30 protein-coding genes are annotated in these 25,009 nt (G+C 63.2%); 10 read left to right on the forward strand and 20 right to left on the reverse strand.

Annotated features, from left to right (window positions below; all coding sequences use genetic code 11):
* Positions 1 to 63: 63 nt before the first annotated feature.
* From tilS to NKI52_RS01750, 16 genes are all read right to left on the reverse strand, one after another.
* Positions 64 to 1,494, reverse strand: a complete 1,431-nt coding sequence (gene tilS, locus NKI52_RS01675) for a tRNA lysidine(34) synthetase TilS (protein WP_023677990.1) — start codon at positions 1,492 to 1,494, stop codon at positions 64 to 66.
* 57 nt (positions 1,495 to 1,551) lie between these two features.
* A complete protein-coding gene (gene ybgF / locus NKI52_RS01680) occupies positions 1,552 to 2,661 on the reverse strand; it encodes a tol-pal system protein YbgF (protein WP_352589950.1) in 1,110 nt (369 codons plus the stop codon).
* A gap of 188 nt (positions 2,662 to 2,849) precedes the next feature.
* On the reverse strand, positions 2,850 to 3,356 hold the full coding sequence (pal, locus tag NKI52_RS01685; protein WP_023677992.1) for a peptidoglycan-associated lipoprotein Pal: 507 nt from the start codon (positions 3,354 to 3,356) through the stop codon (positions 2,850 to 2,852).
* Between the two features lie 233 nt (positions 3,357 to 3,589).
* Complete coding sequence (locus NKI52_RS01690) at positions 3,590 to 3,967, reverse strand: four helix bundle protein (RefSeq protein WP_352450823.1); 378 nt, start codon at positions 3,965 to 3,967, stop codon at positions 3,590 to 3,592.
* Between the two features lie 53 nt (positions 3,968 to 4,020).
* Positions 4,021 to 5,331, reverse strand: a complete 1,311-nt coding sequence (gene tolB, locus NKI52_RS01695; protein ID WP_352589953.1) for a Tol-Pal system beta propeller repeat protein TolB — start codon at positions 5,329 to 5,331, stop codon at positions 4,021 to 4,023.
* 28 nt (positions 5,332 to 5,359) lie between these two features.
* The gene (tolA, locus tag NKI52_RS01700) at positions 5,360 to 6,526 is read right to left on the reverse strand and encodes a cell envelope integrity protein TolA (protein WP_352589956.1); all 1,167 of its coding nucleotides are present in this window, start codon (positions 6,524 to 6,526) and stop codon (positions 5,360 to 5,362) included.
* Between the two features lie 7 nt (positions 6,527 to 6,533).
* Positions 6,534 to 6,992, reverse strand: a complete 459-nt coding sequence (tolR, locus tag NKI52_RS01705; RefSeq protein WP_023677996.1) for a protein TolR — start codon at positions 6,990 to 6,992, stop codon at positions 6,534 to 6,536.
* Positions 6,993 to 7,001: 9 nt separating this feature from the next.
* The gene (tolQ, locus tag NKI52_RS01710) at positions 7,002 to 7,712 is read right to left on the reverse strand and encodes a protein TolQ (protein ID WP_023677997.1); all 711 of its coding nucleotides are present in this window, start codon (positions 7,710 to 7,712) and stop codon (positions 7,002 to 7,004) included.
* 296 nt (positions 7,713 to 8,008) lie between these two features.
* A complete protein-coding gene (gene ybgC / locus NKI52_RS01715) occupies positions 8,009 to 8,479 on the reverse strand; it encodes a tol-pal system-associated acyl-CoA thioesterase (RefSeq protein ID WP_023677998.1) in 471 nt (156 codons plus the stop codon).
* A gap of 127 nt (positions 8,480 to 8,606) precedes the next feature.
* Positions 8,607 to 9,647, reverse strand: a complete 1,041-nt coding sequence (gene ruvB / locus NKI52_RS01720) for a Holliday junction branch migration DNA helicase RuvB (RefSeq protein ID WP_023677999.1) — start codon at positions 9,645 to 9,647, stop codon at positions 8,607 to 8,609.
* Positions 9,648 to 9,693: 46 nt separating this feature from the next.
* Positions 9,694 to 9,978: an AbrB/MazE/SpoVT family DNA-binding domain-containing protein gene (locus NKI52_RS01725; RefSeq protein ID WP_023678000.1), complete on the reverse strand. Its 285-nt coding sequence runs from the start codon at positions 9,976 to 9,978 to the stop codon at positions 9,694 to 9,696.
* 40 nt (positions 9,979 to 10,018) lie between these two features.
* Positions 10,019 to 10,639 carry a Holliday junction branch migration protein RuvA gene (ruvA, locus tag NKI52_RS01730; RefSeq protein WP_023678001.1) on the reverse strand — a complete coding sequence of 207 codons (621 nt, stop codon included), beginning with the start codon at positions 10,637 to 10,639 and terminating at the stop codon, positions 10,019 to 10,021.
* Between the two features lie 13 nt (positions 10,640 to 10,652).
* Complete coding sequence (locus NKI52_RS01735; protein WP_023678002.1) at positions 10,653 to 11,075, reverse strand: type II toxin-antitoxin system VapC family toxin; 423 nt, start codon at positions 11,073 to 11,075, stop codon at positions 10,653 to 10,655.
* Complete coding sequence (locus NKI52_RS01740; protein ID WP_023678003.1) at positions 11,053 to 11,322, reverse strand: AbrB/MazE/SpoVT family DNA-binding domain-containing protein; 270 nt, start codon at positions 11,320 to 11,322, stop codon at positions 11,053 to 11,055. Before NKI52_RS01740 ends, NKI52_RS01735 begins: the two co-directional genes overlap by 23 nt.
* A 56-nt stretch (positions 11,323 to 11,378) precedes the next feature.
* Positions 11,379 to 11,891, reverse strand: a complete 513-nt coding sequence (ruvC, locus tag NKI52_RS01745; protein WP_023678004.1) for a crossover junction endodeoxyribonuclease RuvC — start codon at positions 11,889 to 11,891, stop codon at positions 11,379 to 11,381.
* A gap of 265 nt (positions 11,892 to 12,156) precedes the next feature.
* Complete coding sequence (locus NKI52_RS01750; protein WP_023678005.1) at positions 12,157 to 13,011, reverse strand: SDR family oxidoreductase; 855 nt, start codon at positions 13,009 to 13,011, stop codon at positions 12,157 to 12,159.
* A gap of 192 nt (positions 13,012 to 13,203) precedes the next feature.
* Here NKI52_RS01750 and NKI52_RS01755 point away from each other — a divergent pair, with 192 nt between their 5' ends.
* A complete protein-coding gene (locus NKI52_RS01755; RefSeq protein ID WP_245274745.1) occupies positions 13,204 to 13,521 on the forward strand; it encodes a winged helix-turn-helix transcriptional regulator in 318 nt (105 codons plus the stop codon).
* 38 nt (positions 13,522 to 13,559) lie between these two features.
* Here NKI52_RS01755 and rcdA read toward each other — a convergent pair whose 3' ends face one another.
* The gene (gene rcdA / locus NKI52_RS01760) at positions 13,560 to 14,087 is read right to left on the reverse strand and encodes a protease adaptor protein RcdA (RefSeq protein ID WP_352569592.1); all 528 of its coding nucleotides are present in this window, start codon (positions 14,085 to 14,087) and stop codon (positions 13,560 to 13,562) included.
* A gap of 580 nt (positions 14,088 to 14,667) precedes the next feature.
* Between rcdA and NKI52_RS01765 the strand changes: the two genes are divergently transcribed.
* Entirely contained in the window at positions 14,668 to 15,219 is a 552-nt protein-coding gene (locus tag NKI52_RS01765; RefSeq protein WP_352569591.1) for a DUF2269 family protein, read from the forward strand.
* Between the two features lie 40 nt (positions 15,220 to 15,259).
* Here NKI52_RS01765 and NKI52_RS01770 read toward each other — a convergent pair whose 3' ends face one another.
* Positions 15,260 to 16,030: a sulfite exporter TauE/SafE family protein gene (locus tag NKI52_RS01770; RefSeq protein ID WP_352450835.1), complete on the reverse strand. Its 771-nt coding sequence runs from the start codon at positions 16,028 to 16,030 to the stop codon at positions 15,260 to 15,262.
* Between the two features lie 92 nt (positions 16,031 to 16,122).
* Positions 16,123 to 16,572 carry an Lrp/AsnC family transcriptional regulator gene (locus NKI52_RS01775; protein ID WP_023678010.1) on the reverse strand — a complete coding sequence of 150 codons (450 nt, stop codon included), beginning with the start codon at positions 16,570 to 16,572 and terminating at the stop codon, positions 16,123 to 16,125.
* Positions 16,573 to 16,704: 132 nt separating this feature from the next.
* Here NKI52_RS01775 and NKI52_RS01780 point away from each other — a divergent pair, with 132 nt between their 5' ends.
* From NKI52_RS01780 to NKI52_RS01790, 3 genes are all read left to right on the forward strand, one after another.
* Positions 16,705 to 17,589, forward strand: coding sequence for a DMT family transporter (locus NKI52_RS01780; RefSeq protein ID WP_352569588.1), 885 nt, complete (start codon positions 16,705 to 16,707; stop codon positions 17,587 to 17,589).
* A gap of 176 nt (positions 17,590 to 17,765) precedes the next feature.
* Positions 17,766 to 18,413: a thiamine phosphate synthase gene (locus NKI52_RS01785; RefSeq protein ID WP_352569587.1), complete on the forward strand. Its 648-nt coding sequence runs from the start codon at positions 17,766 to 17,768 to the stop codon at positions 18,411 to 18,413.
* A gap of 1 nt (position 18,414) precedes the next feature.
* Positions 18,415 to 19,446, forward strand: coding sequence for a tetratricopeptide repeat protein (locus NKI52_RS01790; protein ID WP_023678013.1), 1,032 nt, complete (start codon positions 18,415 to 18,417; stop codon positions 19,444 to 19,446).
* Between the two features lie 42 nt (positions 19,447 to 19,488).
* Here the strand turns inward: NKI52_RS01790 and NKI52_RS01795 are convergent, their stop codons facing one another.
* The gene (locus NKI52_RS01795; RefSeq protein WP_023678014.1) at positions 19,489 to 20,505 is read right to left on the reverse strand and encodes a zinc-dependent alcohol dehydrogenase family protein; all 1,017 of its coding nucleotides are present in this window, start codon (positions 20,503 to 20,505) and stop codon (positions 19,489 to 19,491) included.
* Between the two features lie 113 nt (positions 20,506 to 20,618).
* Here NKI52_RS01795 and NKI52_RS01800 point away from each other — a divergent pair, with 113 nt between their 5' ends.
* The 5 genes from NKI52_RS01800 (at position 20,619) to NKI52_RS01820 (ending at position 25,009) form a co-directional block, all read left to right on the forward strand.
* Positions 20,619 to 21,476 carry a LysR family transcriptional regulator gene (locus NKI52_RS01800; protein ID WP_198023577.1) on the forward strand — a complete coding sequence of 286 codons (858 nt, stop codon included), beginning with the start codon at positions 20,619 to 20,621 and terminating at the stop codon, positions 21,474 to 21,476.
* 138 nt (positions 21,477 to 21,614) lie between these two features.
* Positions 21,615 to 22,181 carry an elongation factor P gene (gene efp, locus NKI52_RS01805; protein WP_023678016.1) on the forward strand — a complete coding sequence of 189 codons (567 nt, stop codon included), beginning with the start codon at positions 21,615 to 21,617 and terminating at the stop codon, positions 22,179 to 22,181.
* Between the two features lie 81 nt (positions 22,182 to 22,262).
* Complete coding sequence (locus NKI52_RS01810) at positions 22,263 to 23,063, forward strand: inositol monophosphatase family protein (protein WP_352696866.1); 801 nt, start codon at positions 22,263 to 22,265, stop codon at positions 23,061 to 23,063.
* Positions 23,064 to 23,160: 97 nt separating this feature from the next.
* A complete protein-coding gene (gene trhA / locus NKI52_RS01815; RefSeq protein WP_023678018.1) occupies positions 23,161 to 23,868 on the forward strand; it encodes a PAQR family membrane homeostasis protein TrhA in 708 nt (235 codons plus the stop codon).
* 115 nt (positions 23,869 to 23,983) lie between these two features.
* The gene (locus tag NKI52_RS01820; RefSeq protein WP_023678019.1) at positions 23,984 to 25,009 is read left to right on the forward strand and encodes a MotA/TolQ/ExbB proton channel family protein; all 1,026 of its coding nucleotides are present in this window, start codon (positions 23,984 to 23,986) and stop codon (positions 25,007 to 25,009) included.

Here is a 25,009-nt window from a genome sequence, read left to right on the forward strand (position 1 = left end):
AGGAAACTTGGCCCTAACATAGGGAGAGCGTTCCCCCTTGCCAAGCATAACAGCAGGTCTCGGTTAAGCTTTCGCCCGTGGTAGGCCGGCACTGTGGCCGCCGAATGGCACGGCTGGAACGGGCGCCGCGCCAAGCAACGCGGCGACGGCATCGGCCGGCGCCAGATCGAAGGACGGCAGGAAACGGGCGAAGGGCGCGACTGCCGGATATGCGGCGACAGCCGCCGGCATCGGGCCTTCCCCGGGCAAACCCGGGCCTTCCCCGAGCAAACCAAGGCATTCGCCGTCCCGCCAGAGCGCCGGCTCGGCGGCCAGGGCGGCACGTACAAGGCTTGCCGGCGTGCCATGCCCTTCAATTGCCCGCTTTGCGGCAAGAGCCGCCCCGAGCGGTGCCACCAACGGCGGCGCGATCAACAATGCACCTGAACTGTCGCCCAATGTGATCCGTCTGCGGCCGTCCCACAGGGCATTGTCGGAAACCGCAACAGCGGGCGGCAGATCCCGCAATTCGCGGTGCAGAAAGATGCCGGTACGCCGGGCATCGATCACGGTCCGCGACAATGTGGCACAAAGCGGCCCGGTGCGGAACCGGCCGAAAAGGGCTTCGCTGCGGGCCTGGTCGGGAAGGAAGGCGGTGCCGCCGGTCGCCGCCAGCAGGATGCGCAGCGCATAAATGGCCGTCCGGCTGTCGGCGGCCGTCGCAAAATCCCGATCGAGGCGGACGAGGCCGGCGGCCGGCCTGGAGGCCAAGCTGCGGATCAGCATGGCCGCGCGATTGCCCAGCTGCTCACGCTCGGCCGCCGCCTTTCTGGCCAGCGCCATAGCTTCAGCCATGCGAGGCGCATCGTCGCCTTCAACAAGTGCTGCGCGGACGCGCGGCCGCTCGAAAGCAGTGTCGGCATTGGTCGGATCTTCGATCCAGGCGACCTGTTCGCGTTGCAGCAATTCGCGCAGCTCAGCACGCCGCACGCCGAGCAGCGGCCGCACGATCCAGTGCCGCCAATCGTAGAGGGTTGCCGGCGCCATGCCGGCAAGGCCCCGCCCTTCGTCGCGCGGCCTCTCCTCACCTGGCCCGTCGTCACGTGCTTGCCGCATCAGCACGGTCTCGGCCTGGTCGTCGGCGGTGTGGCCGGTCAGGATCAGGCCGATGCCTGCCGCTTCGGCGGCCTCGGCGAGCAGCCGGTATCGGGCTTCGCGCGCGGCGGCAGGCAGGCCGGTCGATGGTTTGTGCCCCGACCAGGCGAGGACGCGATGGGCAATGCCGCGCGCCGCGCACAGCCTGGCCACGGCTTGCGCTTCCGCTGCCGCTTGCGGCCGCAATTGATGATCGATCGTTACCGCCAGCAATTTCGTTGCCGGGGCGTTACGGTCGAGATGGGCTTTGAGGAGGAGGAGAAGGGCGGTCGAGTCGCTGCCGCCGGACACGGCCGCAACAGCGCCGTTGGAAAAGTCGATCCGCGAAAAATCCGGAAGGTCAGGCTCGGTGTCGAGCATCATGCATGTCGTCCAAAAGTGGGCCCGGTTTTGGGGCAACGACATGCAACGGAAAAACTAGCACGCCGCGAGCGCCCTTTCCTGCTTGACCCGCTCCTTGAGCGCGCCGGAAATATCGGGGTAGCGCTTGCCGATCTCGCTGAAGGTGGCACAGGCCACGTCGCGCTGCTTCAGCCCGACCAGTGAAACGCCGAGCTTCAGCAGCATGTCCGGCGCTTTCTTGGCCTTGGGATAGTCCTTGCTGGCAGCGAGGAAAGTCTCGGCCGCATCGCGGTATTTCTGCTGGCCGAGCAGCGATTCACCAAGCCAGTAATGCGCGTCCGCCGCTTTGGCGTCCTTGGGAAAACGGGCGATATGGTCGCGGAAGCCCTGTTCGGCGGTGCTGTAGTCGCCCGACAGGATGAACTGGTAAGAGTTGCGGTAAAGCTCCTCCGGATCGTTGGTCGACGGGAGTGCCGCGACCACCGTATCATCGGATTTACCGGCCTTGTTGCCGGCTGCGCTGGCGCCGTTGGCTGGGGCCGTATTCTGCTGCGGCGCATTCGCTTGCGCATTGCCGTCGGCTTCGACGACATTGCCGTTTTTGTCGACGGTGATGGTGCCGAACGTCTTGGGCGGCGCGCCGGGGATCAGCTTGCCGGGATCGCCGTTGGGCGATTCGACGATGACGTCCTCGACGCTCTTGTCGCCGTCTGCCGCCTTGCCCGCATCGGCCGGAGCCGGCGTCCCCGGCGCCTCCGCCACGTTACTGTCGCCGTTGGGGCTGTCGCTGCTAGGCGCCGCCTCGGACTTCTTCTGCTCGGCCGGCTGCTGCGCGCCTTGCGGACCGCCTTCCAACTGCTGGAAGCGGAATTCGTTGTCTTCCTGCTGCTTGCGGATCTGCTCCTGCATCTGCAGGACCTGGAAATTGAGTTCCTCGATCTTGCCATTCATCTGCCGGAGCTGTTCCTCCAGCGCCGGAGTGCCGGTGCCATCCTGTTGCGCGAATTGAACCTGATCCGGCTTTTTCTTTTCGCCGAAAATGCCGGGCAGTTTGATCGTCGGCAGGTGGAAGGAAAAACCGCTTTCCGATGACTGCCCGGTGCCGTTTGCCCCGTCAGCAAGTGCCGCGATACTTGATACGAGCAGCAGCGCAAGCGTGCCGCTCAAGACCGATCTGAAATGCATGTGCCTCTCGCCGTGAAACCATTGTTGCGCGCCTCTCATTCGAAGTAGACCAGTCAACTGGGGACTAGCCAGACGCTCTCGGCTCTTAACAGGACGTGAGACTTCGGCCAAATTTTGTTTGGAGCGAGCAGATATGAAAAAGGCGGCCTTTTGGCCGCCTTTCGCACCAAGTGTTGCATTTATGCCGATCAAGAACCGGCGCCGCCCAGCGTGGTTACGGCGCGGCGGTTCTGCGACCAGCAGGAGATGTCGTCGCAAACCGCGACCGGACGCTCCTTGCCGTAGGAAATGGTCTTCAGGCGCTGCGCCGAAACACCCTTGGCGACCAGGAAGTCGCGTGTGGCGGCAGCACGGCGGGCGCCGAGCGCCAGATTGTATTCGCGCGTGCCGCGCTCGTCGGCATGGCCTTCGATGACGATGGCATACTGCTTGTACTGGTTCAGCCACTGCGCCTGGCGCGACAGCGTCGTCTGCGCATCGGCGCGGATCGAGGACGAATCGGTATCGAAGAAGATCCGGTCGCCGATGTTGACGGTAAAGTCCTGGGCCGACCCGGGCGTTGCCGCGCCGGCGCCATTGAGGCCGAGATCGGCGGCGCTGTTCGGCGTCTTCTTCGAGGCGCAACCGGTGATCGCGAGCATAGCGACCAGCGCGATCATGACCGGGTTTGTGGTAAGTGCTGCGATACGGCCCATGCCGCCTCTCCTTCGCAATTCGAGTGATTTCATTGATCGTCCAGTAACCACGTTTGGGTTAACCAGCGCTCAAGAAACACGGTTAAAATTTGGTTTTCGGCTGCCGTCCGCAACCGTTCTGCCGAGGGCTACTCAAAGGCGACAATGAGCGCGGACCGTAGGCGGAAATGCGGCCAAAACATGAAAAAGAGGGAATTGAGGAACTGAAGAACTGAGGAATTGAAGAAAAGGAATTACGTCAGCTTCTCTCTGAGGCTCACGAGCATCCCATGGATTTGGGCATAAGATTGCCGCCAGGCGTCGAGTTGGGACTGCGTGATGTATTCAAGATCGAACGCGTAACATATCCACGTCTCCACTTCGCTGCATGACCCCACCGCCATCGAAACGAAGCGAGCGAATTCGGCTTTGGAATGGCTCTGCTTGGCAAATCCCTCAGCTAAATTGGCGCAGATTGCCTTACTCGAGCGACGCAATTGATCGGCTAGCGCGTATTGCTCAATTTTCGGAAAAGCAAGCGTGGCTCTATGCACCTCAAGAGAAACCGCGTAGGCGCGTTTGTAGACCTCCAGGTCCCTCGCGCGCTCAACGTAGCGCCCCGGCTTCTCCATCTCCTCAGTTCTTCAGTTCTTCAATTCCTCATTTCCTCAATTCCTCTTCCCGCCTACTCCAGCAGCGGCGACCAGGCCGGATCCGAGGCGAAGTTCGCCGTCGGGATCGACTGTTCGTTGCGGCCGGTGAGATCGACCGAAACAAGTTTTGGTCCGCCATTGGAATCGCGGAAGAACATCAGCACCCGGCCGTTGGGCGCCCAGGTCGGCCCTTCCTGCTGAAAGCCGGTGGACAGGATGCGCTCACCCGAACCGTCGGTGCGCATGACGCCGATCTGGAATTCGCCGCCGGTCTGCTTGGTGAAGGCGATGAGATCGCCGCGCGGCGACCACACCGGCGTCGAATAGACGCCGTCGCCGAACGAGATGCGGGTCTGGCCCGAGCCGTCGGCGCCCATCACGTAGATCTGCGCGCGGCCGCCGCGATCCGAGGTGAACACCACCTTGCTACCGTCAGGCGAGTAGGACGGTGAGGTGTCGATGGCGGTCGAGTTGGTGAGCCTGGTCGTCGAGCGGCTTCTCAGATCCATGGCGAAGATGTTGGAATTGCCGTCATCGCGCAGCAGGCTCATGATCACCTTCTGGCCGTCCGGCGAAAAGCGCGGCGCAAACGTCATGCCGGGGAAATTGCCGACCAGCTCGCGCTGCCCCGTCTCGATCTGCAAAAGATACACCCGCGGTTGGCCGCTTTCATAGGACATGTAGGTGATTTCCTGCCGGTTCGGCGAGAAGCGCGGCGTCAACACGATCGATTTGCCGTTCGACAGGTACCGGACGTTGGCGCCGTCCTGGTCCATGATGGCAAGCCGCTTCTTGCGCGCATTCTTGGCACCGGACTCGTCGATGAAGACGACGCGCGTGTCGAAATAGCCCTTCTCGCCGGTCAGCCGCTCGTAGATCGCATCGGCGATGATATGGCCGACGCGCCTAGTATTGGCGTCGTTGGCGAAGAACTGTTCGCCCGAGAGCTGCTGGCCGGCAAAGGCGTCCCACAGCCGGTACTGGGCGCGGACACGGCCGTCGGCTTCCTTGCCGACGCTGCCGGTGACCAAAGCCTGGGCGTTGATTACCTTCCAGTCCTCGAAGCGGGGCGTGGCATCCGGGTTGGAGATCTTTTCAATGAAGGCGCTCTTGTCGATCGGAGCAAACAGGCCCGAGCGCTTCAAATCGTCGATGACGATCCCCGATATCTCCGCGCCCAATGCGTCGCCCGATTGAAAGTCGGTGATGGCAATCGGCAGAGGCTCGATATTGGGTTGGGTCAAGTCGAGTTGGACCAACGCCATTGCCGGCAGCGTGGCGAGCCCGCTCATGGCGGTCGCAATCGTGCCGATCAGCATCAGCGTCGTAAGCAACTTCTTCATTCGTTCAGCCTCGTTGTTCTCTCGGCAATCAATACATGTCGCTGGGGATGAAATTGACCTCGACCTCGTTCCATCCCAGCTCGCCGTCATATTTTGCGACGGGCAGATTGTAGGGCGCACATCGCAGCACTGCGCGCCGCGCTGCTTCCGAGGCGACTCGGGAGCCCATTGAGCCATCGCCCGCGGATCCGACTTCCGGAGCGCCGTCGATCTCGCCATTTTGCGTGAGCTTCATCCTGATGGTGACTTTTTGGCTGTCGCCATCGAATGTGCCGGGTGTCACACTCCAGCAGCGTTTGATCTGGGCCTTCAGGCCATCAAGCTCGCTCTGCGAGAGCTTGGTGCCTTGGTTCTTCTCGCCGCCGAGCGAAGCCTGCTGGGTCGAGCGCTTGGCGCCGCCGCCGGACGGTTTCTGCTTGTCGAGCAGCGCCGAAATCTCATCTGCATTGAATTGCTTGTCGTCCGATTTCGGCCTGGACGAGGCTTCCTTGACCGGCTTGTCGGTGTCCTTGCGCTCCGGCGCCTTCGCGCTTTCAGCCTGGGCCGGCTGCGGCTTCGGCCGAGCCTCGGGCGCCGGCGCCGAGTCCGGAAGCTGCGCCTCCTCGGTCGGCGGTTGCTTGGCAATCGCCTCGGCGACGGCATCCGGCTTGACCTCGGGCTGCGGATCGATCGCGGCGGTCTTGTCCTGCGGCGGCGTGGGCGTCGGCTCCTTGGCCGGCGTCGGCTTGGGATCGGTCTGCTTGACCGGTTCGAGCTTGACCTCTTCCTTCGGCTGCGGCACCGGCGCCACCTCCGTTGCGGGAATAGGCTTCGGCTTTTCCGGCGGCTTCGGCACGTCCTCGGGCTTGGGCTTTTCGACCGGCGTCGGCGCAGGTGGCGGAGCCGCCGTCATATCGACCGGCTTGGGCTTGGCCTCAGGCGTCGGCGGCTTGTCGGTATCGATGCTGTTCTCGCCGACTTTCTGGGCATCGGGCACGATGTCGGGACGCTGTGTCGGCAGCGGCGCCGGCTTTTCGTGCATCACGGCTTTCTTGTCGCCCTGCAAAACCTGCGAGACGGCCTCCATCGGCACAATGTCCACTGCGACCGACTCGACATCGGACGACGGAAGCGCAGCCGGCGCCGACAGCGTGAACAGCCCGAAGGCGATCGCCACCGTATGCAAGATCACCGATGTGGTGAGGCCGGTCCTCATCTCGCGTTTATTGATCCTGTTTCGGCAGTGTAATCAGGCCGAGGTTCTTGTAGCCTGCGTCCTGGATGAGACCCATCACCACCATCGCGTCGCCATAATTGGTGGTCTTGTCGCCCTTGACGTAAATGCGCTCTTCGTAGCCGGTCTTAGAAATCGCCTTCAGCTTGGCGATCAGCTCCTCCTGCGGGATTTCGGTCTCCTGCACGAAGATCTTGCCTGTGCCGTCGATCGTAATCGTAATCGGCTGGGTATCGGCGTTCATCGCCTTGGCCTTCGTCTCCGGCAGGGTGACCGGCACGCCGACCGTCAACATGGGTGCGGCGACCATGAAGATGATCAGCAGCACCAGCATCACGTCGACCATCGGCGTGACATTGATTTCCGATATCATCGCGTGATGGCGGCCGCGCCGCCTGTGGCCTCGACCACCGCGCCCTCCGCCACCCGCGCCTACAGACATTCCCATGATCGTTCCTCAAGCCTTCTGCGCGACTTTTTCATCGATTTGGCGCGAGAGTATGGCGGAGAACTCATCCGCGAACCCTTCCATGCGCACCGCGATCTTGCTCGCGTCGGACGACAGCTTGTTGTAGGCGATGACGGCCGGGATTGCGGCGAGCAGGCCGATGGCCGTCGCCAGCAGCGCTTCGGCGATGCCGGGCGCGACCACCGATAGGCTGGTGTTCTTCGAGGCGGCGATCGCCTGGAACGAGGTCATGATGCCGATAACCGTGCCAAACAGGCCGATGAAGGGCGCCGCCGAGCCGGTGGTGGCGAGAAAGCCGAGCCGCCCTTCAAGCTTTTCCATCTCGCGGGTCAGCGCCAGATCCATCGCTTTGTCGATGCGGGTCTGCAGGCCGAGTGGCGATTTCGCGCCTTTCTCGAAGCTCTTCTTCCATTCGCGCATGGCGGCGACGAAGATCGCGCTCATGCCGGTCGTCTTGCGGTCGGCGAGCGTGCGGTAAAGCTCTTCCAGCGACTGCCCCGACCAGAACACCTGTTCGAAGCGGTTGAGCGCCAGCCGCATGCGGGCATAGGCGACGAGCTTGTCGACGATGATCGCCCAGGTCCAGATCGAGGCACCAAGCAGCCCGATCATGACCAGCTTGACCACCCAACCGGCCTGCATGAACAAGGCCCAAATCGATAAATGCGCGCCCGGTTCGGCGAGAGCGATGTTTTCCATGTTACGTCCTTAAAGATTTTCCGGGCGTGGCTGGCGGCTGGCCCATGGGCATCCCTTGTGGTCCGTTCGCGTTAGGCTTGCGGAATAACCCCAAATGCACCGTTGGCGGCCTTTTCGGGGCAAATATTGGTGAAAGGAAGGCGCTTGGATTCTCCCAATCTTAACCAATCCCTTCATGGACCGTTATGGTTAAGGATGGGTTAGGACGTACAGCGCGGCGCATTGCCGCGCCCTGATAGGCCGCCTCGCGATTCTGGCCTGGACCGGGAGCTCCGGGATCGTCCGCCTCTGAACCTTTATTTGCGCGTTCTGGGCATGAAGGCTGCGATCCAGTCCTTGGGAAAGCGCCGCGGCCGCCCGTTCTCGCCGACGATCGCCGCTTCGACACGCGCCTCGACCAGCACTTCGCTGCCGCGCTTCAATTGCTGCGCCATGACGATGCGGGCGCCGGAAATCTCGTCGGTGCGCGTATCGATGGTCAGGATGTCATCCATGCGGGCCGAACCGCGGAAATCGATCTCCATGCGCCGCACCACCCAGACTATTTTCTCGCCATGCTTGCCGTCGGCAAGCTCGGTGTGGTGGACGCCGGCCAGCCGCAGATAGTCGGACCGGCCGCGCTCGAAGAATTCGAGATAGCGCGCGTGGTAGACGACGCCGGAAAAATCGGTGTCTGCATAATAGACCCGCGCCATCAGTCGATGGCCGAATTCCGTCAGCGCGCCGGAAAGTCCGGCGGACAATGCCGATTCACCGTGATCGTCCATTGCGCTGTCCTTTTGGCCCGACAGGCCCTGTTTCAAGCAACACCTGTTTTGCGCATAGACCGGCGATGATCAAGACCTGGAGGGCTGGGCCGGGGAACTGCCAGCACCGAGCCATAGGTAGCGGAACTTAGGGTTCTTCCTGGAACAGGCTGATCTGCTGCTGCGCCAGGTCCTTTGGCGCGTCGAGGCCGAGATGCCGCCAGGCATTGGCCGCCAGCACGCGGCCGCGCGGGGTACGCATGATGAAGCCTTGCTGGATCAGAAAGGGTTCGATGATGTCCTCGATGGCATCGCGTGGCTCGGAAAGCCCGGCCGCGATGGTCTCGATGCCGACCGGCCCGCCGCCGAAATTCCGTGCGATCATCGACAGATAACGGCGGTCGAGCGCGTCGAGGCCGAGCCCGTCGACCTCCAGCCGCGTCAGCGCCTCGTCGGCGACCTTGCGGTCGACATGGCCGTCGCCGGCAACGCTGGCGAAGTCGCGCACTCGGCGCAACAGCCGGCCGGCGATGCGCGGCGTGCCGCGCGCCCTCCGGGCGATCTCCAAAGCACCGTCGTCGCCGAGCGGCATGGCAAGGATGCGGGCGCCACGCCGCACGATCTGCTCGAGTTCCTCGACCGAGTAGAAATTGAGCCGCACCGGAATGCCGAAGCGGTCGCGCAGCGGGTTGGTCAACAGGCCGAGCCGGGTGGTGGCGGCGACAAGCGTGAAGCGGGCCAGGTCGATCTTGACCGAGCGCGCCGCCGGCCCCTCGCCGATGATCAGGTCGAGCTGGAAATCCTCCATCGCCGGATAGAGGATTTCCTCGACCGCCGGGTTGAGCCGGTGGATCTCATCGATGAACAGCACGTCGCGGTCTTCGAGGTTGGTGAGCAGCGCCGCCAGATCACCGGCCTTGGCGATGACCGGACCCGAGGTCGAGCGGAAATTCACGCCGAGCTCGCGCGCCATGATTTGCGCCAGCGTCGTCTTGCCGAGGCCGGGCGGGCCGACGAACAGCACATGGTCGAGCGCTTCGCTGCGCCCCTTGGCGGCCTCGATGAACACTTTGAGATTGGCCCGCACCGCCGCCTGGCCGACGAAGTCGCCAAGCGTCTGCGGCCGCAAGGTCTGCTCGGCGTCCTCGCCGCGTCTGTCGGGAGCAATGAGGCGTGGCGAAAGGCTCATGCGCATACCGCCCGAAAGAAAAAGTTTGTATCGATACCGATCAACGTCACCCGGCACCCTCTCGTTCGTCGCCGTGCTCCTCGCCAACAACATGGCGGCCCACTGCATCTCTTACCACCGCGTCGATCTGTTCCAGCGCAGCAGGCCCGTCAGGTGGATCGCCTAGAAATCCAGCGAGGTCGGCAAATTCGAGATTGCGCGGCGTTCCTATCAGGAGACCATCCACGACCGTCCACGCAACAGTATCGCCTGACTTGAGCGACAACTCGTTCCGGACTTTCTTTGGAATCGTAAGCTGCCCCCTGGAGGTCAAGCTTGCATATCCGACCATGCTCTTGTTCCTAGTCGGAATTTATTTGTCGGGCAACGTCTCACCGTGCCAGCTCCTTCAGCCCGAAGCGGATCAGCTTCGACGCGTCCGCCTCCTCGCCTGCCGTCTTCAGCGCCGCCGCCACCGCATTGGCGGCGGTGTCGCGCGAATAGCCGAGATTGACCAGCGCCGAGACGGCGTCGGTGATCGGCGCCGAGGCGACGCCCTCGCCGAGCTCCTGCTTCAGGCCGATGGTGCCGGAGGCAGTGCCCGCATAGGCCGGCGCCTTGTTCTTCAATTCGGTGACGATGCGCTCCGCCACCTTCTTGCCGACGCCCGGCGCACGGCTGACCATGGCGATATCGCGCAACGCAATCGCATTGGCGAGATCGGCCGGCGCCAGCGTCGACAGGATGGCCAGCGCCACCTTGGCGCCGACGCCTTGCACATTGTTCATCAACAGCCGGAACCATTCGCGCTCCAGCACCGACTGGAACCCATAGAGCCGCAGCATGTCCTCGCGCACATAGGTCTCGATGAACAGCACGACCGCCTCGCCCGGCCGCGGCAATGCCGCCAGCGTGCGCGCCGAGCAGTAGGCGACATAGCCGACGCCATGCACGTCGACGATGCAGAAATCCTCGTCGATCTCATCCAGCGTGCCTTTTAGCTTGCCGATCATTTGAGCGTGCCGATCATGCCGGGTGGGTTTCCGGAGAGATGATATCGAGGTCCGGGAAATAGCCGCGATAGCGCGCGGCATTGCGCGTCAGCAGGCGATGCCCGGCGACAACCGCATGGGCTCCAATAAAGAAATCCGGCAGCGTTCGTTCGCGAATGCCGCCGGCGCGGCGATAGCGGGAATGCGTGACACCGGCGAGGAAGGCTGCTTCCCACGGCAGGAATTCGCGATCCATCTTGAGCATGTCGGCTGCTTGACGAAGAGCCTGTTCGGTCGCAATCAACGGCGCGAGTTCGGACCAGACGATTGCATTGATAACAAGTGCGCCGTCGCGCCGGCATGCGGTAATCGCGGATGCCGACCATTTCGTCTCCCGTCCGGCAGGACCCCAAACGTCGATCAGGACATTTGTGTCAATCAATGTCGAGATCTTCACGTGGGCCCCTCAGCCATTCCATATATTCGTCCGTCGTCATGCCTCCCAGATCCAGCGTACCGGCCATACGATCGAGCATCTGGCTGAATCTGCGCGAGGCTTCCTCCTCCGACATGTTTTCGTCGACGGCTATGACACGAGCCCCGTCCTCGGTGGGGACGAACTCCACCTCCGAGCCCGGGCCGATACCCAGATGATCCCGTATTTCCTTCGGGATGGTCACTTGGCCCTTGGTGGTAACGCGCATGGTAATACCTCGTTGGTATTACTTATTGCCCACTGGAGAACAAGTCAAGAACATACTTATCCGGCCAGCGCCGCCATCCTGTAGGCGATGCTCTGCCGGTGATGCGCGTGACAGATGGCGATAGCCAGCGCGTCGGCGGCGTCGTCGCTGTCGAAAGTCGCCTTCGGCATCAGCACCTTGACCATCATGTGGATCTGCTTCTTGTCGCCATGGCCGACGCCGATCACCGCCTTTTTGACGGCGTTTGGCGCATATTCGGCAACGACAAGGCCGGCACGCGCCGGCACCAGCATGGCGATGCCGCGTGCCTGGCCGAGTTTCAGCGTCGCCGCCGCGTCCTTGTTGACGAAAGTTTGCTCGACCGCCGCCTCGTGCGGCATCGCGGCATGCAGGATCTCGGCGAGCCCGTCATGCAACTGGCAAAGACGCACCGCCAGCGCGGCCTTGTCGTCGGACCGCACCGTGCCGGAAGCGACGAAGCGAAGCGAATTGCCGAGGCTTTCGACTATGCCCCAGCCGGTGCGCCTCAGCCCTGGATCGATGCCGATGATGCGAATCGCTTCCCCCATCCGTCAACTTTAACCCCGGCGAGCAGCGATGCCAGCGAAATGTGAACAAACCAGAAACAGCAAGCCGAGTCTGGTTTAGAGAATGTTTGAGAATTCGCTCTGGCGAGACAGATAGCGTGGTTTTCGAGAACCGGAGCGGAGCGTACATAAGTACGCGAGCACCGGAAGCGCAGAAGGCTGCGCTAGTCTAGCCGTTTGAATAACTGTTGGCGCGAGCGACAGACGGTCCTCTGATCCTTTGGCGGATGTGACAGCCATCTCGGTTTCAACCGCGCAATGCTGCCGCAACGACGCTCTCCAGTGGCGTTGTCGGTCGACCGATCAGCCGGCTCATGGCGCCGCCGTCATCGAACAACGCTCCGCGTGAGGCTGCAATGTCGGCATCGGCCAGGATAGCGGCGAGATCGGCGGGCAGCCCGGCGCCTGTCAACACACCCTCATAGGCCGCCCCGGCAAGATCGTTGTAGGCGATCGCTTTGCCCGATTGCCGCGAGACCTTCGCCGCAAGCTCGGCGAGCGTGAAGGCTTGGTCCGCGGCGAGCTCGTAAGTCCTCCCTGCTTGATCCTCGCTCGTCAGCACCACGGCCGCGGCCTCGGCATAATCCTGCCGCGCCGCGGACGAGAAGCGCCCCTCATTTGCGGCGCCGATGAAGGCGCCGTGCTCCAGAGCCGCCGGGAGCGCCATCAGATGGTTCTCGGTGTACCAGCCGTTGCGCAGGATGACGGCGGGTAGGCCGGAGGCCGCGATGACCTCCTCCGTCTGCCGATGTTCGACCGCGAGCCTCGCGGGAGACGTGTCCGCATGCAGCATGCTCGTGTAAGCGATCAGCGAAACCCCCACCCGTTGGGCGGCCTTGATCACTGACCGATGCTGCGGCAAGCGGCCGCTGACTTCGGTCGAGGAAATCAGCAGCAGTCTATCGACGCCGGCCAGCGCCATCGGGAGCGTGTCGGGACGATTATAGTCCGCCTCCCGCACGACTACGCCGCGTTGGACAAGATCGCTGGCCTTTGCCGGATCACGAACCGCCGCAACGATCCGGCTGGCCGGAACTGTCTTCAGCAGTGCGTCGATCACGAGACGGCCAAGCTGTCCTGTTGCTCCAGTTATTGCGTACATCGTTCTGTCCATTTCGTGGTTGGATGGATTGAGAGCCTCAGATAGCGGCTCTCGTTACCATCGGAAACCACGTATCTTGTAGTTACCATCATTTTCCGGTAACCAACTGGAAACTCCCATGGAAGATGCGCGATGGTCCTCAGGATGCGAACGAAGGTGAAGGCGCTTCCCGGCTGCCCAATGTCGAGGTGCATGGCGCTGCTTGGCGGGTGCTGGACACCCGAGGTGCTCTGGTCCTTGAGCGACGGCCCGCGCCGGTTCTCCGAATTGCGCCGCGATATCCCAGCCATTTCGGCGAAGGTGCTGACCGGCAGGTTGCGCGATCTCGAGGAGCGCGGCGTCCTCGCACGCCACGTGATGCCGACATCGCCGCCGACCGTGGAGTATGAGCTGACGTCATTGGGGCAGGAGCTGCTCCCAGCGATCAGGTCTATCGTGGAGGTCGGATCGCGCCTGCTGCTGCGTGATTCTCCCCGCCTGATGATCGCGAGCCCATCCCTTCGCGGTTAGTCTAGATGGTCGCCGGAGTAGAATTATGAAACGTTCTCTCAGCCGCGGGCGAAAGCCGTGTTTAGCAGCGTGATCTGGTCTGAGACCGGATTGACGCGACGGCTCGACGGCGGCACCTCGGCGAGGCCGCCATAGATCTCCTCGTCCATCCGGCGCACCAGCGCCTGCAGCCGCAGCGAACGGTTGACGAGGTCGATGAAATCCTTCGGCAGCTCGGCCCAGCCGGGCGCCTCCTCATGCGCGGAGGCGGTGTCGAGACGCACCTTGGATTTTTCTGAGGCCACCTGATCGCGGGTCATCTCGCCGGAATTCGCCGCCCGCTGCAAAAGCAGCCACGAGGCGACCTGCATCAGCCTGGTAGTCAGCCGCATCGATTCGGCCGCATAAAGCGTCGCCGCCAGCCTCGACAGCTTCTTGGCCTCGGCGCGGCCCTTGCCGTCGAGATATTCGGCCGCCTGCTCGACCAGGCCCATGCCTTCCTGATAGAGCGGCTTGAAGGATTGGGAGAAAACCCGGCGCTCCGCCAGCTTGATGGTTTTCGCGCTCGCCTTCGAAGGCTCGTTCATCGCTACGCCCCTGCACTTGCCTGACAGCCGGCCGATTCGGCTCTTGGCCGCCATATCCGGCAGCCTAAACGACTGAAGCTTGAAAATGCGCTTCGCTGCCAGCGAAGGCAAGCACATGTTTAACAAACGGTTAACGGCCGCATTTAGCCGGAAGGACGCCCATGCCGGCGGACAAAAAAAGAGCCGCGGATAAGGCGGCTCTCAGGAGTTTAACAGGGAGGCGTCAAACAAAGTGGCTCCAACCACTCGGTAAGAATCCAGATCACTGGATGGACATAGTAAACGCCTGTAAAGCTTAACGAAGCCTTAACGCGGGGCATATTTCTTGATCAAGCGCCCAGCATCTGTGCCGTAACAGCACAGCTGACTGGCTAAGCTGCCGTTCTCACCACCGGCTGGAAAGTCGGGGCGACGCGCTTGCGCCATGTTTCCTCCAGGTCGTGACCGACATACCGAAACAGATCCGCTCGCCGCGCGACATCGTTCCGAAACAGGCGCCGCGGTAAACGCCCGCTCCTCGCAACGAGGCGGAGCAAACCTTGCGCTCCGGCAAATCATCAAATCTCTCAAGGAGCGAATAATGGACTGGTACTCGGCCGTTAAATTTCTGCACATCGTCTCGGCGATCCTCTGGGTCGGCGGCGGCTTCACGCTGATGCTGCTCGCGGTACGCGCCGACCGCGCTGGAAACGTCGAAGGCATGCTGCAGGCGATGCGCGCTACCGGCGAGCTCGGCAACCGGTTCTTCGCGCCGATGTCGATGCTGACATTGCTCTTCGGGCTCATCATGTGCGGCTTCTGGATCGGCTTTTCCGATCTGTGGGTGCTGATCGGCCTTGCCGGTTATGCGACGACCTTCTGCATCGGCATGTTCATCTTCAAGCCGACTGCCGACCGCATGGCAGGCATGATCGCCAAGGAGGGCGTGACGCCGGCAGTGCTTGCCCAGGGCCAGCGCGTCCTCAGCGCCGCGCGCTTCGACTATTCGGTGATGCTGGTGATCATCGCGGACATGGTGCTGAAGCCGACGCTGCACGACATCACCATTCTGGGCTGCATGGCGCTCGTACTGGCAACCGGCATTGCCCTGGCGCTTGGCAGGACGCGGCAGCTGCTGCCGAGTGCCGCCTGAGGTGTAAGGAATCCGGCGGCGGCCGAATGGGGCCGCCGTCTTACAGGAGGCCGGCGATGCCGTCCCACAGAAGCTTGACCGCGACGACTGCCACGGTCGCATAGGTGAAGGGATAGAACAGCTCCGGCCGCATCCGCCGCACCAGCCAGGCGCCGGCGATTGTCGACAGCGGCGCCAGCGGCATCAGCACCGCCGACGCGGTCAAATTGGTGGTATCGAACTGGCCGAGCGCGAAATAAGGGATGAGCTTCAGCGCATTGGTAACGGCGAAAAAGATCGCCGCGGTGCCCGACAGCACCTTCGGATCGAGCCTGATCGGCAGCGCATAGACCTGAAAAGGCGGGCCGCCGACATGGGCGACGAAGCTGGTGAACCCGGCAACAGTACCCCAGAAGCCCGCAGCGACGCGGTTGGGCTCCGCCGCGTGGCCGGCACCGTGGCGGAGTTGCAAATAGAGCCAGCGCAGCACGAAGATCAGGGCAACCGCGCCGACGATCAGCCGCACCATCTCTTCGGTTACAAGTGCCGCCGTCAGCCAGCCAAGGGCGATGCCGATCACGGCGCCCGGCATCATGTCGGCCAGCATCTTGCGGTCGAAGATGCCCCACCACGTCCACACCGAGACAATGTCCATCAGGCACAGAATTGGCAGAAGAATTGCGGCAGCCTGAACCGGCGGCATGGTCAGCGCCATCAACGGCACGCCGACAAAGCCGACGGCGCCGCCGAAGCCGCCTTTCGACAGGCCGACGAGGATGACGGCCGGAATGGCCGCGGCATAGAACCAGGGATCGACGAGCAGGCCTGACATGGGAAAGGACGCTGGAGGGAAAGTGATCTCTGGAATAAACCAGAAATGATCGGACCGCGACCGCAAATACTTGGGCCACGCCACCGAACCCGTCACATGTTTGGCATGTCGAGCGGTGGCGGGCGTCTCCGGATCGGCTGCGCCTTGATGATGGCCGTGCTGGTTTCGGCCTTGTCGGCGATGCGGTCGAGAATCCCGTCGAGCTCGCCGATCGAGCGGACGAACAGCCGGGCAACGAAGCAGTCATCGCCCGTCACCTTGTCGCATTCGCCGAATTCCGGGATTTCCTCGATCAGCTTCTGGACGATGTGCAGCTTGCCCGGCAATGGCCGGATGCGAACGATCGCCTGCAAGGCGTAGCCGAGCGCCTGCGGATCGATGTCGATGGTGAACGCGCGGATGACGCCGCGATCCTCTAGCCGCCGAAGCCGCTCCGAAACGCTTGGCGACGACAGCCCGACCTGCAGCGCCAGTTCCTTCAGCGAGGTCCGTGAATCCTTGACCAGGATATCGAGGAGCTTTCTGTCGAGCTCGTCCAGCATTTTACAATTCCAAGAAAAAGCCGATGTTTACCTAATTTAATGAGGTTCATCATGCATATCACCAACTAGAAGTGATGGAAAGACCCGATCCGCTGTGGGATTATAAAATCTCAACGGATTTCAGGAGCATCCATGGACAACACGGTACGCGGCACGATCGAAATGACGGCGGCGATGGCGATCCTCGGCACGATCGGCTGGTTCGTCGTGCTTTCCGGCCAACCCATCATGGACGTGGTGTTCTGGCGCTGTGCTTTCGGGGCGGTAACGCTGCTGATCATCTGCGCGGCGCTGGGACTGCTGCGCGGCAGGCTGTCGCTTCGCATTGTCGCGATCGCGGCGCTCGGCGGTGCTGCCATCGTTATCAACTGGCTGTTGCTGTTCAGCGCGTTTTCCCGCGCGTCGATCTCGATCGCCACGGCTGTCTACAATACGCAGCCCTTTATGCTGGTGGGTTTTGGCGCGCTCTTCTTCTCCGAACGGCTGACGGTGACCAAGCTGACCTGGCTCGGCATCGCCTTCGCCGGCATGCTGCTGATCGTGCAGGCCGCGCCCGATGCAGGCGATCATGGTACGGATTACTTTACCGGCATTGCGATGGCGCTGGCCGCGGCTTTCTTCTGGGCCGTTGCGGCTATCGTCACCAAGAAGCTCAAAGGCACGCCGCCGCACCTGATCGCCCTGATCCAGGTCTGCGTCGGCGTTCTCATGCTGGCACCCTTCGCCAATCTCACCCACCTTCCCGTCGATGCGCGGAGCTGGGTCATGCTGGCGACACTCGGCATCGTCCATACCGGTCTGATGTACATCCTCATGTACGGCGCCATCCAGAAGCTGCCGACGCATCTGCAGGGATCGCTGTCCTTCATCTATCCCGTCGTCGCCATCCTCGTCGATGTCGTCGCCTTCGGCCATCGGCTGCATCCGGCGCAGATCGTCGGCGCCGCCGCCATCCTGGTCGCCGCGGCCGGCACGAATCTCGGCTGGTCGCTGTGGAAATCGAAGGTGCCTGCGTAGGGCCGCAAGCGACCAGGCGAGGAGAATTTCGGCCAACGGCAGTCATGCGCCGAGCCCTATGGAATCATTGACGGCAATCGTGATCCCCCTGCCGCCTGTTCAATCCCCGCACTTTGCTCTATGCCGCAATGCAACCATCTTCGCCCGGCATAGGCGATAACCGGGATCGAACACCAATGAATGACGCAACGCCGCCCAACCGCTGCCGTATCGTGCTGATCGCGCCGCCGAACGTGCCGGCCGAGCGCATCGCCGCGGCCTTCGACGGCGGTGACGTCGCCTCGCTCATTCTGCCGGAAAACGGTATGGACGAGGCCTCTTTCCAAGCCTTTGCCGAACAGATCGTGCCGGTGGCGCAAGCGGCCGGCATTGCCGTCATCATTGCCGGCGACACCCGCATCGCCGGCCGTGTCCAGGCCGACGGCATCCATGTCGAGGTCGGCAAGGACGAGCTCGCCGAAACGATCGAACACTTCCAGGCCAGGATGATGGTCGGCACCGGCGGCGCCAAGACCCGCGACGATGCGCTGGAACTCGGCGAGGTCAGGCCTGATTACATTTTCTTCGGCCGTTTCGGTTACGACAACAAGCCTGAGCCGCACCCCCGCAACCTGTCGCTCGGGCAATGGTGGGCGGACGTCATCCAGATCCCCTGCATCGTCATGGCCGGATCGGATCTTGCCTCGGTGGAAGCGGTCGCCGCCACCGGCGCTGAATTCGTGGCGCTGTCCAGCGCCGTTTTCACCGACGGCGTCGATCCGAAGATGGCGGTCGCCGCCGCCAACGCGCTGCTCGACGAAACCGCGCCGCGCTTCGAGGACTGACGTGCTCTCGCGGAAAATCCTTTTCAGCGCCTTTCTTGCAACGGCCGTGACGCAGGCGATAGCGGCGGAACCCGTTCCGCTGCCGCAGCCCAGGCCGGATTCCAGCGAACCTGCCGACAAGCCCATCGCCGCACAATTGCCGCAGCCCGCCACCACCGCCCCGTTGCCGTCGGCCGATACCATCAACCCCGACCGCTTCGGCGCAAAGCCGTCCGACGCTGCCTACGGCGCCTTTCAGCGCGGGCTCTACAAGACGGCCTACAACCTTGCGCTTTCGCGCGCTCAAAACGGCGATCCGGCGGCACAGACGCTGGTGGCCGAGATATTGTCGCGCGGCCTCGGCGTGCCGGTCGACGCGGCAGGGGCGGCGAAGTGGTATGCGCTTGCCGCCGAGCAGGGCGTGCCGGAATCGCAATTCCAGTATGCGCTGATGCTGCTCGACGGCCGCTACGTCAAAAAGGACGAGAAGGAAGCCTATGCGCTGATGCAGGCCGCCGCCGAGGCCGGCAACCGCCTGGCGCAGTTCAATTTTGCGCAGCTGATGGTCGAACAGGAGCCCGGCGATGCCGGTATTGCCAAAGCCGTGTCCTATTACGAGCGCGCTGCCGCGACCGGGCTTGCCGACGCACAATATGCGATGGCACAGGTCTACGCCAATGGCGCCGGCGGCAAGCCGCGCGACGATGTCCGCGCCCGCGGCCTGCTGGCACAGGCCGCGCGGCAGAACTACGACACGGCACAGATCGATCTCGCAACCTGGATGATCGAGGGGCGCGGCGGCGCCCGCGACCTGAAATCCGGCTTCAACTGGATGAAGCAGGCCGCCGAGGGCGGCAATGTCGCCGCCCAGAACCGTCTCGCCAAGCTCTACATGAACGGCATCGGCACCGACCCGGATCTGATCCTCGCCGGCGCCTGGTATGTTGTCGCCCGCCGCGCCGGGCTCATCGACCAAGAGATGGACGATTTCCTGCAGGGCCTGACCGACGAGCAGACGCAGCAGGCGCTGCAACGGGCCAACCGCCTGCCCTGACCGCGGTCTCGCGACTCATTGCACCAGGCTCATCAGGCGGACTCATTGCGTATGATCGAGCACGACCTTGCCGAAGGGAGAGCCGTGTTCAAGGTACCGAAAGGCTTCGGCGGCCCGGCTCCATGGCACGACCCGGTCGATCACCGGTCTCAACCGGTTGACGACAATGGCGCGGTTCATCGCCTCGAAGGATTCGCGTGAGCCCACCGGTATGCCTCGCGCCCGGACCTGCCGGCGGAAGATGTCGAGCGGGTTGATGGCGCCGTCACTGCCGCCGAGATAGCCGATGACGTTGATCTGGGCGCCGCGCGCCGCTGCCCTCAGCGATTGTGCAAAACTCTGCGGTCCGCCAACCTCGATGATATGGTCGGCGCCGCGGCCATCCGTTAATCCCAGCACGGCCGATGCCCAATCGGGGACGCTGCGATAGTTCACGCCATCCTGCGCGCCAAGTTGCTTTGCCCGCGCAAGCTTCTCGTCGCTGCTCGACGTCACGATGACGCGCGCCCCGGCAGCGGCGGCGAACTGCACCGCAAACAGCGAAACGCCGCCGGTGCCGAGGCAAAGCACGGTGTCGCCGGGTTTGACGCTGCCCTCCGTAAACAGCGCGTGCCATGCCGTCACGCCGGCGCATGGCAGCGTCGCCGCTTCGAGGTCGCTCAGATTGGCCGGCGCCAGCACCGCCGCCTGTTCGTCGAGCCGGGCAAATTCGCTGAGCAGCCCGTCGATCGGGCCGCCACGTTGATAGGATGGCTCGGCCATGGCGAAACTGCCGCCGACCCAGCGCTGCCAGAACGTGCCGCAGACCCGGTCGCCGATCTTGAACCGGCTGACCTCGGCGCCGATGGCAACGACTTCGCCGACGCCGTCCGACAGCGGCACCAGCGGCAATGCAAACTTCGTGTGATAGCTGCCGCGAACGATCTCGGCATCGCGGTAGTTCAGCGCCGTCGCCTTGACCTTCACAATCATCTCCTGGCGCCCTGGCTCAGGCATCGGCCGCTCGACCATTCTGAGGTTCTCGAGGCCGCCCGGGCTCTGCAATTCGATCGCCTTCATCGTCGTTCCTTTCCAGCTGGGGTCCTGCCGGAAGAAAATCGCTTGCCATCCATCGGATTTCAAATTCATAATGTTCAGGATAATTATGCTTCTATGACATGTTCGGGTGTGTCGTGCTTGAAGAACTGAAAACACTGGCCCTCTTTGCCGAGGAGGGTTCGATTCAGAAGGTGGCGCAACGCCTGCCATTGACGCAGCCGGCCGTCACCCGCCAGATCCAGCGGCTGGAGGAGATGCTCGGCACGGAATTGCTCGACCGCCGGCTAAAGCCGTCGCGACTGACCCCGGCCGGCGTAGAGGTGCTGGCACGCGGCAAGGAAATTCTCGCCGCCGTCGCCGCGCTGAGATCATTCGCCAAGGGCGACGAGCCGGAGGGCCTGCTGCGGCTCGGCCTCGCGCATGGACTTTGCGACAAAGCCGTGGCCGCCGCCATTGGTGATGCCGTGGCCCGGTTTCCGAAGGTCTCGCTGCGTCTGAAGAGCGGCTGGAGCCTTGAGTTGGCCGACCAGCACAAGCGCGGACAGCTTGACCTCGCCGTCATCCTGGACGGCAGCAATTCCAAAGCTGGCGACGGCGTTGTCGGAACCGAGGCCCTCGGCGTCATCGCTGCCGAAAGCACTGTCCGGCAAGCCGACGTCAAGACCATGCCCTGGATCCTCAGCCCTGAGCCTTGCGACGCGCGCCGGCGGCTGACGGCTGCCCTTGCTGAGGGCGGGAACAGATTGACTGTCGGCGCCGAGATTCAGGACAGCGCGCTGCAGATCGACTGGGTTCGTCGAGGCCAAGGCCTTGGCCTGCTGCCCAGGCGGCTGCTGCGGGAAAAGCTGCCGCAGGGCATTGCCCTGGTCGACGCTCCCGGCCTCGAGCTGTCGCTGCGAATTGTCGTCCTGCGTTCGCCGCACCTGCATCTTTTGAGAGAGGTCGCCGACGCAGTGACCGAGGCCGTCACCGCGACTGTCAGGACGGACTGAGGCCGCCACGCCGCGCTGCCGGGCCAGCTTCGTTCCCGCTTCATCGGAAGGCGCTCCTTGCCTCTGCTGGCGATTTGTGGTCTTGGAGGCGCCAAATTGCCCTTTGCGGCGATCATCTCATTTCCGGATCACCTCACCATGGCCAAGATCAATGGCAACGAAATCCGTCCCGGCAACGTCATCGAGCACGATGGCGGCCTTTGGGTGGCGGTCAGGACCAACACCGTCAAGCCCGGCAAGGGCGGCGCCTACAACCAGGTCGAACTCAAGAACCTGATCAACGGCACCAAGCTCAACGAGCGCTTCCGTTCGGCCGAGACGGTCGAGCAGATCCGGCTCGATCTGAAGGATTTTTCCTTCCTCTACGAGCAGGGCGACGCGCTGGTGTTCATGGACACCGAAAGCTACGAGCAGCTCGAATTGCAAAAGGAGTTCGTCGGCGATCGCGCCGCCTTCCTGCAGGACGGCATGATGGTGACGGTCCAGCTCTATGACGAAAGGCCGATCGGCATTTCGCTGCCCGACCAGGTGACGCTGACCATCACCGAGGCCGACCCGGTGGTGAGGGGCCAGACGGCAGCCTCGTCCTACAAGCCGGCGATACTCGAAAACGGCATCCGCGTGCTGGTGCCGCCGTTCATCGGCTCGGGCGAGCGCATCATCGTCGATACCAACGAAATCACTTACGTGCGCCGCGCCGACTAAGGCGTGATCCCAAAGAGTTGCAGACTTTTTGGATAAGATCATGCGTCAAGGCAAATAGGCGCAGCGACAGGAAGAACAGCAATGGCGCGTTCCGCGATCCTCAATGTCATGGTCCAGGCCGCAATGAAGGCCGGCCGCTCGCTGTCGCGTGACTTCGGCGAAGTGCAGAACCTGCAGGTCTCGATGAAGGGGCCGGGCGACTATGTCAGCCAGGCCGACCGCAAGGCCGAAGACATCGTCTTTGCCGAACTCTCCAAGGCGCGGCCCGGCTACGCCTTCCTGATGGAGGAACGCGGCGTGATCGAGGGCGACGACGGCCAGCACCGCTGGATCGTCGACCCGCTCGACGGCACCACCAATTTCCTGCACGGCGTTCCGCTCTTTGCCGTTTCGATCGCGCTGGAGCGCCAGGGCCAGATCGTCGCCGGCGTCGTCTACAATCCGGCGATGGATGAGCTCTATACCGCCGAGCGCGGCGGCGGCGCTTTCATGAACGACCGCCGGCTTCGCGTCGCCGGCCGCACCAAGCTGGTCGATGCGGTGATCGGCTGCGGCATGCCGCATCTCGGGCGTGGCCAGCACGGCAATTTCCTCATCGAGTTGCGCAATGTCATGGCCGAGGTCTCTGGCGTCCGCCGTCTCGGCTCCGCCTCGCTCGATCTCGCCTACGTCGCCGCCGGCCGCATGGACGGGTTCTGGGAAACCGGCCTGTCGGCCTGGGATGTCGCCGCCGGCATTTTGCTGATCCGCGAGGCGGGCGGTTTCGTCTCCGATTTCGCCGGGGGACAGGATGTGCTGAACGCCGGTTCCCTGGTCGCCGGCAACGAACTCATCCAGCGCGCGCTGTTGAAGACTATCAAAAGGCCACTCTCAGCCGGCTGAGAGGCACGCCGCGCTGAACCGCCGCAGTCGCAAAACCGCAACCAAAGCTTGAAATACTGTCCCGCGACCGCCCAGATAAGGTGGCGCAGGATCATCGATGACGAACAGCCGGCCCCAACCCCAGAGCGAACTCTCCCAGCTCGACATTCCCTTTATGGGGCGCTGGCATTACTCGCGCGCCGAGATCATCGCCGACGGCATTGTCCACGCCGTGGGCATCGTGCTAGCGATCGCTGCCGGCTCGACGCTGCTGGCACTGGCCGCCTATCGAACCGGCCCCGGCGAATACGTCGCCGCCGCCTTCTATGTAGTCTCGCTGCTCACCGTGCTGTCGGTTTCGCTGGCCTATAATGTCTGGCCGGTGTCGTCGCCGGCAAAATGGATTTTGCGGCGCTTCGACCATGCCGCGATCTATCTGCTGATCGCTGCCACCTACACGCCTTTCCTGGCCCAGCTCGGCGGCTCGCCGCTGGCCGTTTCCATGATCGTCCTGGTCTGGACCGCCGCGGCGGTCGGCATCGCCATCAAGGTCTTTCTTCCCGGCCGTTTCGACCGGCTGGCGATCGTCTTCTACCTAGCCATCGGCTGGAGCGGTATCGTTCTGGTGGAGCCGCTCGTGCGGACGCTGCCGGCGACATCGATCGCGCTCATCGTTGCCGGCGGCATCGTCTACTCCTGTGGCGTGATCTTCTTCGCCTGGAAGGGCCTGCGCTTCCACAATGCGCTGTGGCATGGCTTTGTCGTCACCGGCGCCGGCCTGCATCTGGCCGCCATGGTCGACTGCCTGGTCATCAACCGGCTTTGACCTCCGGTCGCGGACAGTGGCAATATTGCCAAGCGCCATTCAATTTCGTCACAATTCCGTTTAGAGTCGCAAACACAAATTGATCGGCGGCGACGGCATCGGAAACGGGGCACGGATGACTCTTCTCAGATCCTTCGGCATGGGCAGGCGCTCCGACGTTCTGATCTACGATCCGCACAAATTGTCGAGCCCGCAGGTGTTTCTGCTGACCATGGTGATCTTTCTGTTCATCGTGGCCTTTATCGCCGCCATCCTGACGCGCCAGATCTCGACCGCCTTCGTCACCAATCCCGGCCTCAACGGCCTGATCATCGGTGTGCTGGCGGTCGGCATCCTGCTGGCCTTCGTCCAGGTCGGCCGGCTGTTCCGCGAGGTGCGCTGGGTCAACTCGTTCCGCGCCGGTTCCGAAACCACCGAACCGGTGTTGCTGGCGCCGATGAAGGCGATGATCGGCCGCTCCTCGACGATTGCTTTCTCGACCAGTTCGATGCGCACCATGCTGGATTCGATCGCCACCCGGCTCGACGAAAGCCGCGACACGTCGCGCTACCTTGTCGGACTGCTGGTGTTCCTCGGCCTGCTCGGCACCTTCTGGGGCCTGCTCAACACGATCGGCTCGATCCGCGAAACCATCGAGTCGCTCGATCCCGGCACCGGCGATGCCGCGGCCGTGCTCGAATCCCTGAAGCAGGGGCTTTCCGCTCCGTTGGCCGGCATGGGCACCGCCTTCTCGTCCTCGCTGTTCGGCCTCTCCGGCTCGCTGGTGCTCGGCTTCCTCGACCTGCAGGCCGGCCGCGCCCAGACGCGCTTCTATACCGAACTCGAAAACTGGCTGTCCTCGGTCACCGACCTGTCCTCCGACATCGTCGTTGCCGACGCGGCCAAGACCGAACCCTCCGAGGAAATCCGGCTGTTGTCGGAAAAGCTGCGCACTCTGCAGGAGAATGGCGGCGGCTCCAATCCGCGCGTCGCCACCGCCATGGCCAATCTCGCCGACGGCATTTCCGGCCTGGTCAAGAACATGCGCTCGGAGCAGCAGATCATGCGCGACTGGGTCGAGGCCCAGTCCGACGAGCAGAAGGCGATGCGCAACACCCTGGAGAAGATCGCCGACGCCTTGAAGAAGCCTGGAGTGCATTGA

Origin of the sequence: Mesorhizobium sp. M0590, assembly GCF_040320905.1 — a bacterium.
Lineage (GTDB): Bacteria > Pseudomonadota > Alphaproteobacteria > Rhizobiales > Rhizobiaceae > Mesorhizobium.

Coding starts and splice junctions, on each gene's coding strand:
- tilS (WP_023677990.1), bottom strand. CDS start 1,494: ATGCTCGACACCGAGCCTGACCTTCCGGATTTTTCGCGGATCGACTTT.
- ybgF (WP_352589950.1), bottom strand. CDS start 2,661: ATGCATTTCAGATCGGTCTTGAGCGGCACGCTTGCGCTGCTGCTCGTA.
- pal (WP_023677992.1), bottom strand. CDS start 3,356: ATGGGCCGTATCGCAGCACTTACCACAAACCCGGTCATGATCGCGCTG.
- NKI52_RS01690 (WP_352450823.1), bottom strand. CDS start 3,967: ATGGAGAAGCCGGGGCGCTACGTTGAGCGCGCGAGGGACCTGGAGGTC.
- tolB (WP_352589953.1), bottom strand. CDS start 5,331: ATGAAGAAGTTGCTTACGACGCTGATGCTGATCGGCACGATTGCGACC.
- tolA (WP_352589956.1), bottom strand. CDS start 6,526: ATGAGGACCGGCCTCACCACATCGGTGATCTTGCATACGGTGGCGATC.
- tolR (WP_023677996.1), bottom strand. CDS start 6,992: ATGGGAATGTCTGTAGGCGCGGGTGGCGGAGGGCGCGGTGGTCGAGGC.
- tolQ (WP_023677997.1), bottom strand. CDS start 7,712: ATGGAAAACATCGCTCTCGCCGAACCGGGCGCGCATTTATCGATTTGG.
- ybgC (WP_023677998.1), bottom strand. CDS start 8,479: ATGGACGATCACGGTGAATCGGCATTGTCCGCCGGACTTTCCGGCGCG.
- ruvB (WP_023677999.1), bottom strand. CDS start 9,647: ATGAGCCTTTCGCCACGCCTCATTGCTCCCGACAGACGCGGCGAGGAC.
- NKI52_RS01725 (WP_023678000.1), bottom strand. CDS start 9,978: ATGGTCGGATATGCAAGCTTGACCTCCAGGGGGCAGCTTACGATTCCA.
- ruvA (WP_023678001.1), bottom strand. CDS start 10,639: ATGATCGGCAAGCTAAAAGGCACGCTGGATGAGATCGACGAGGATTTC.
- NKI52_RS01740 (WP_023678003.1), bottom strand. CDS start 11,322: ATGCGCGTTACCACCAAGGGCCAAGTGACCATCCCGAAGGAAATACGG.
- ruvC (WP_023678004.1), bottom strand. CDS start 11,891: ATGGGGGAAGCGATTCGCATCATCGGCATCGATCCAGGGCTGAGGCGC.
- NKI52_RS01750 (WP_023678005.1), bottom strand. CDS start 13,011: ATGTACGCAATAACTGGAGCAACAGGACAGCTTGGCCGTCTCGTGATC.
- NKI52_RS01755 (WP_245274745.1), top strand. CDS start 13,204: ATGGCGCTGCTTGGCGGGTGCTGGACACCCGAGGTGCTCTGGTCCTTG.
- rcdA (WP_352569592.1), bottom strand. CDS start 14,087: ATGAACGAGCCTTCGAAGGCGAGCGCGAAAACCATCAAGCTGGCGGAG.
- NKI52_RS01765 (WP_352569591.1), top strand. CDS start 14,668: ATGGACTGGTACTCGGCCGTTAAATTTCTGCACATCGTCTCGGCGATC.
- NKI52_RS01770 (WP_352450835.1), bottom strand. CDS start 16,030: ATGTCAGGCCTGCTCGTCGATCCCTGGTTCTATGCCGCGGCCATTCCG.
- NKI52_RS01775 (WP_023678010.1), bottom strand. CDS start 16,572: ATGCTGGACGAGCTCGACAGAAAGCTCCTCGATATCCTGGTCAAGGAT.
- NKI52_RS01780 (WP_352569588.1), top strand. CDS start 16,705: ATGGACAACACGGTACGCGGCACGATCGAAATGACGGCGGCGATGGCG.
- NKI52_RS01785 (WP_352569587.1), top strand. CDS start 17,766: ATGAATGACGCAACGCCGCCCAACCGCTGCCGTATCGTGCTGATCGCG.
- NKI52_RS01795 (WP_023678014.1), bottom strand. CDS start 20,505: ATGAAGGCGATCGAATTGCAGAGCCCGGGCGGCCTCGAGAACCTCAGA.
- efp (WP_023678016.1), top strand. CDS start 21,615: ATGGCCAAGATCAATGGCAACGAAATCCGTCCCGGCAACGTCATCGAG.
- NKI52_RS01810 (WP_352696866.1), top strand. CDS start 22,263: ATGGCGCGTTCCGCGATCCTCAATGTCATGGTCCAGGCCGCAATGAAG.
- trhA (WP_023678018.1), top strand. CDS start 23,161: ATGACGAACAGCCGGCCCCAACCCCAGAGCGAACTCTCCCAGCTCGAC.
- NKI52_RS01820 (WP_023678019.1), top strand. CDS start 23,984: ATGACTCTTCTCAGATCCTTCGGCATGGGCAGGCGCTCCGACGTTCTG.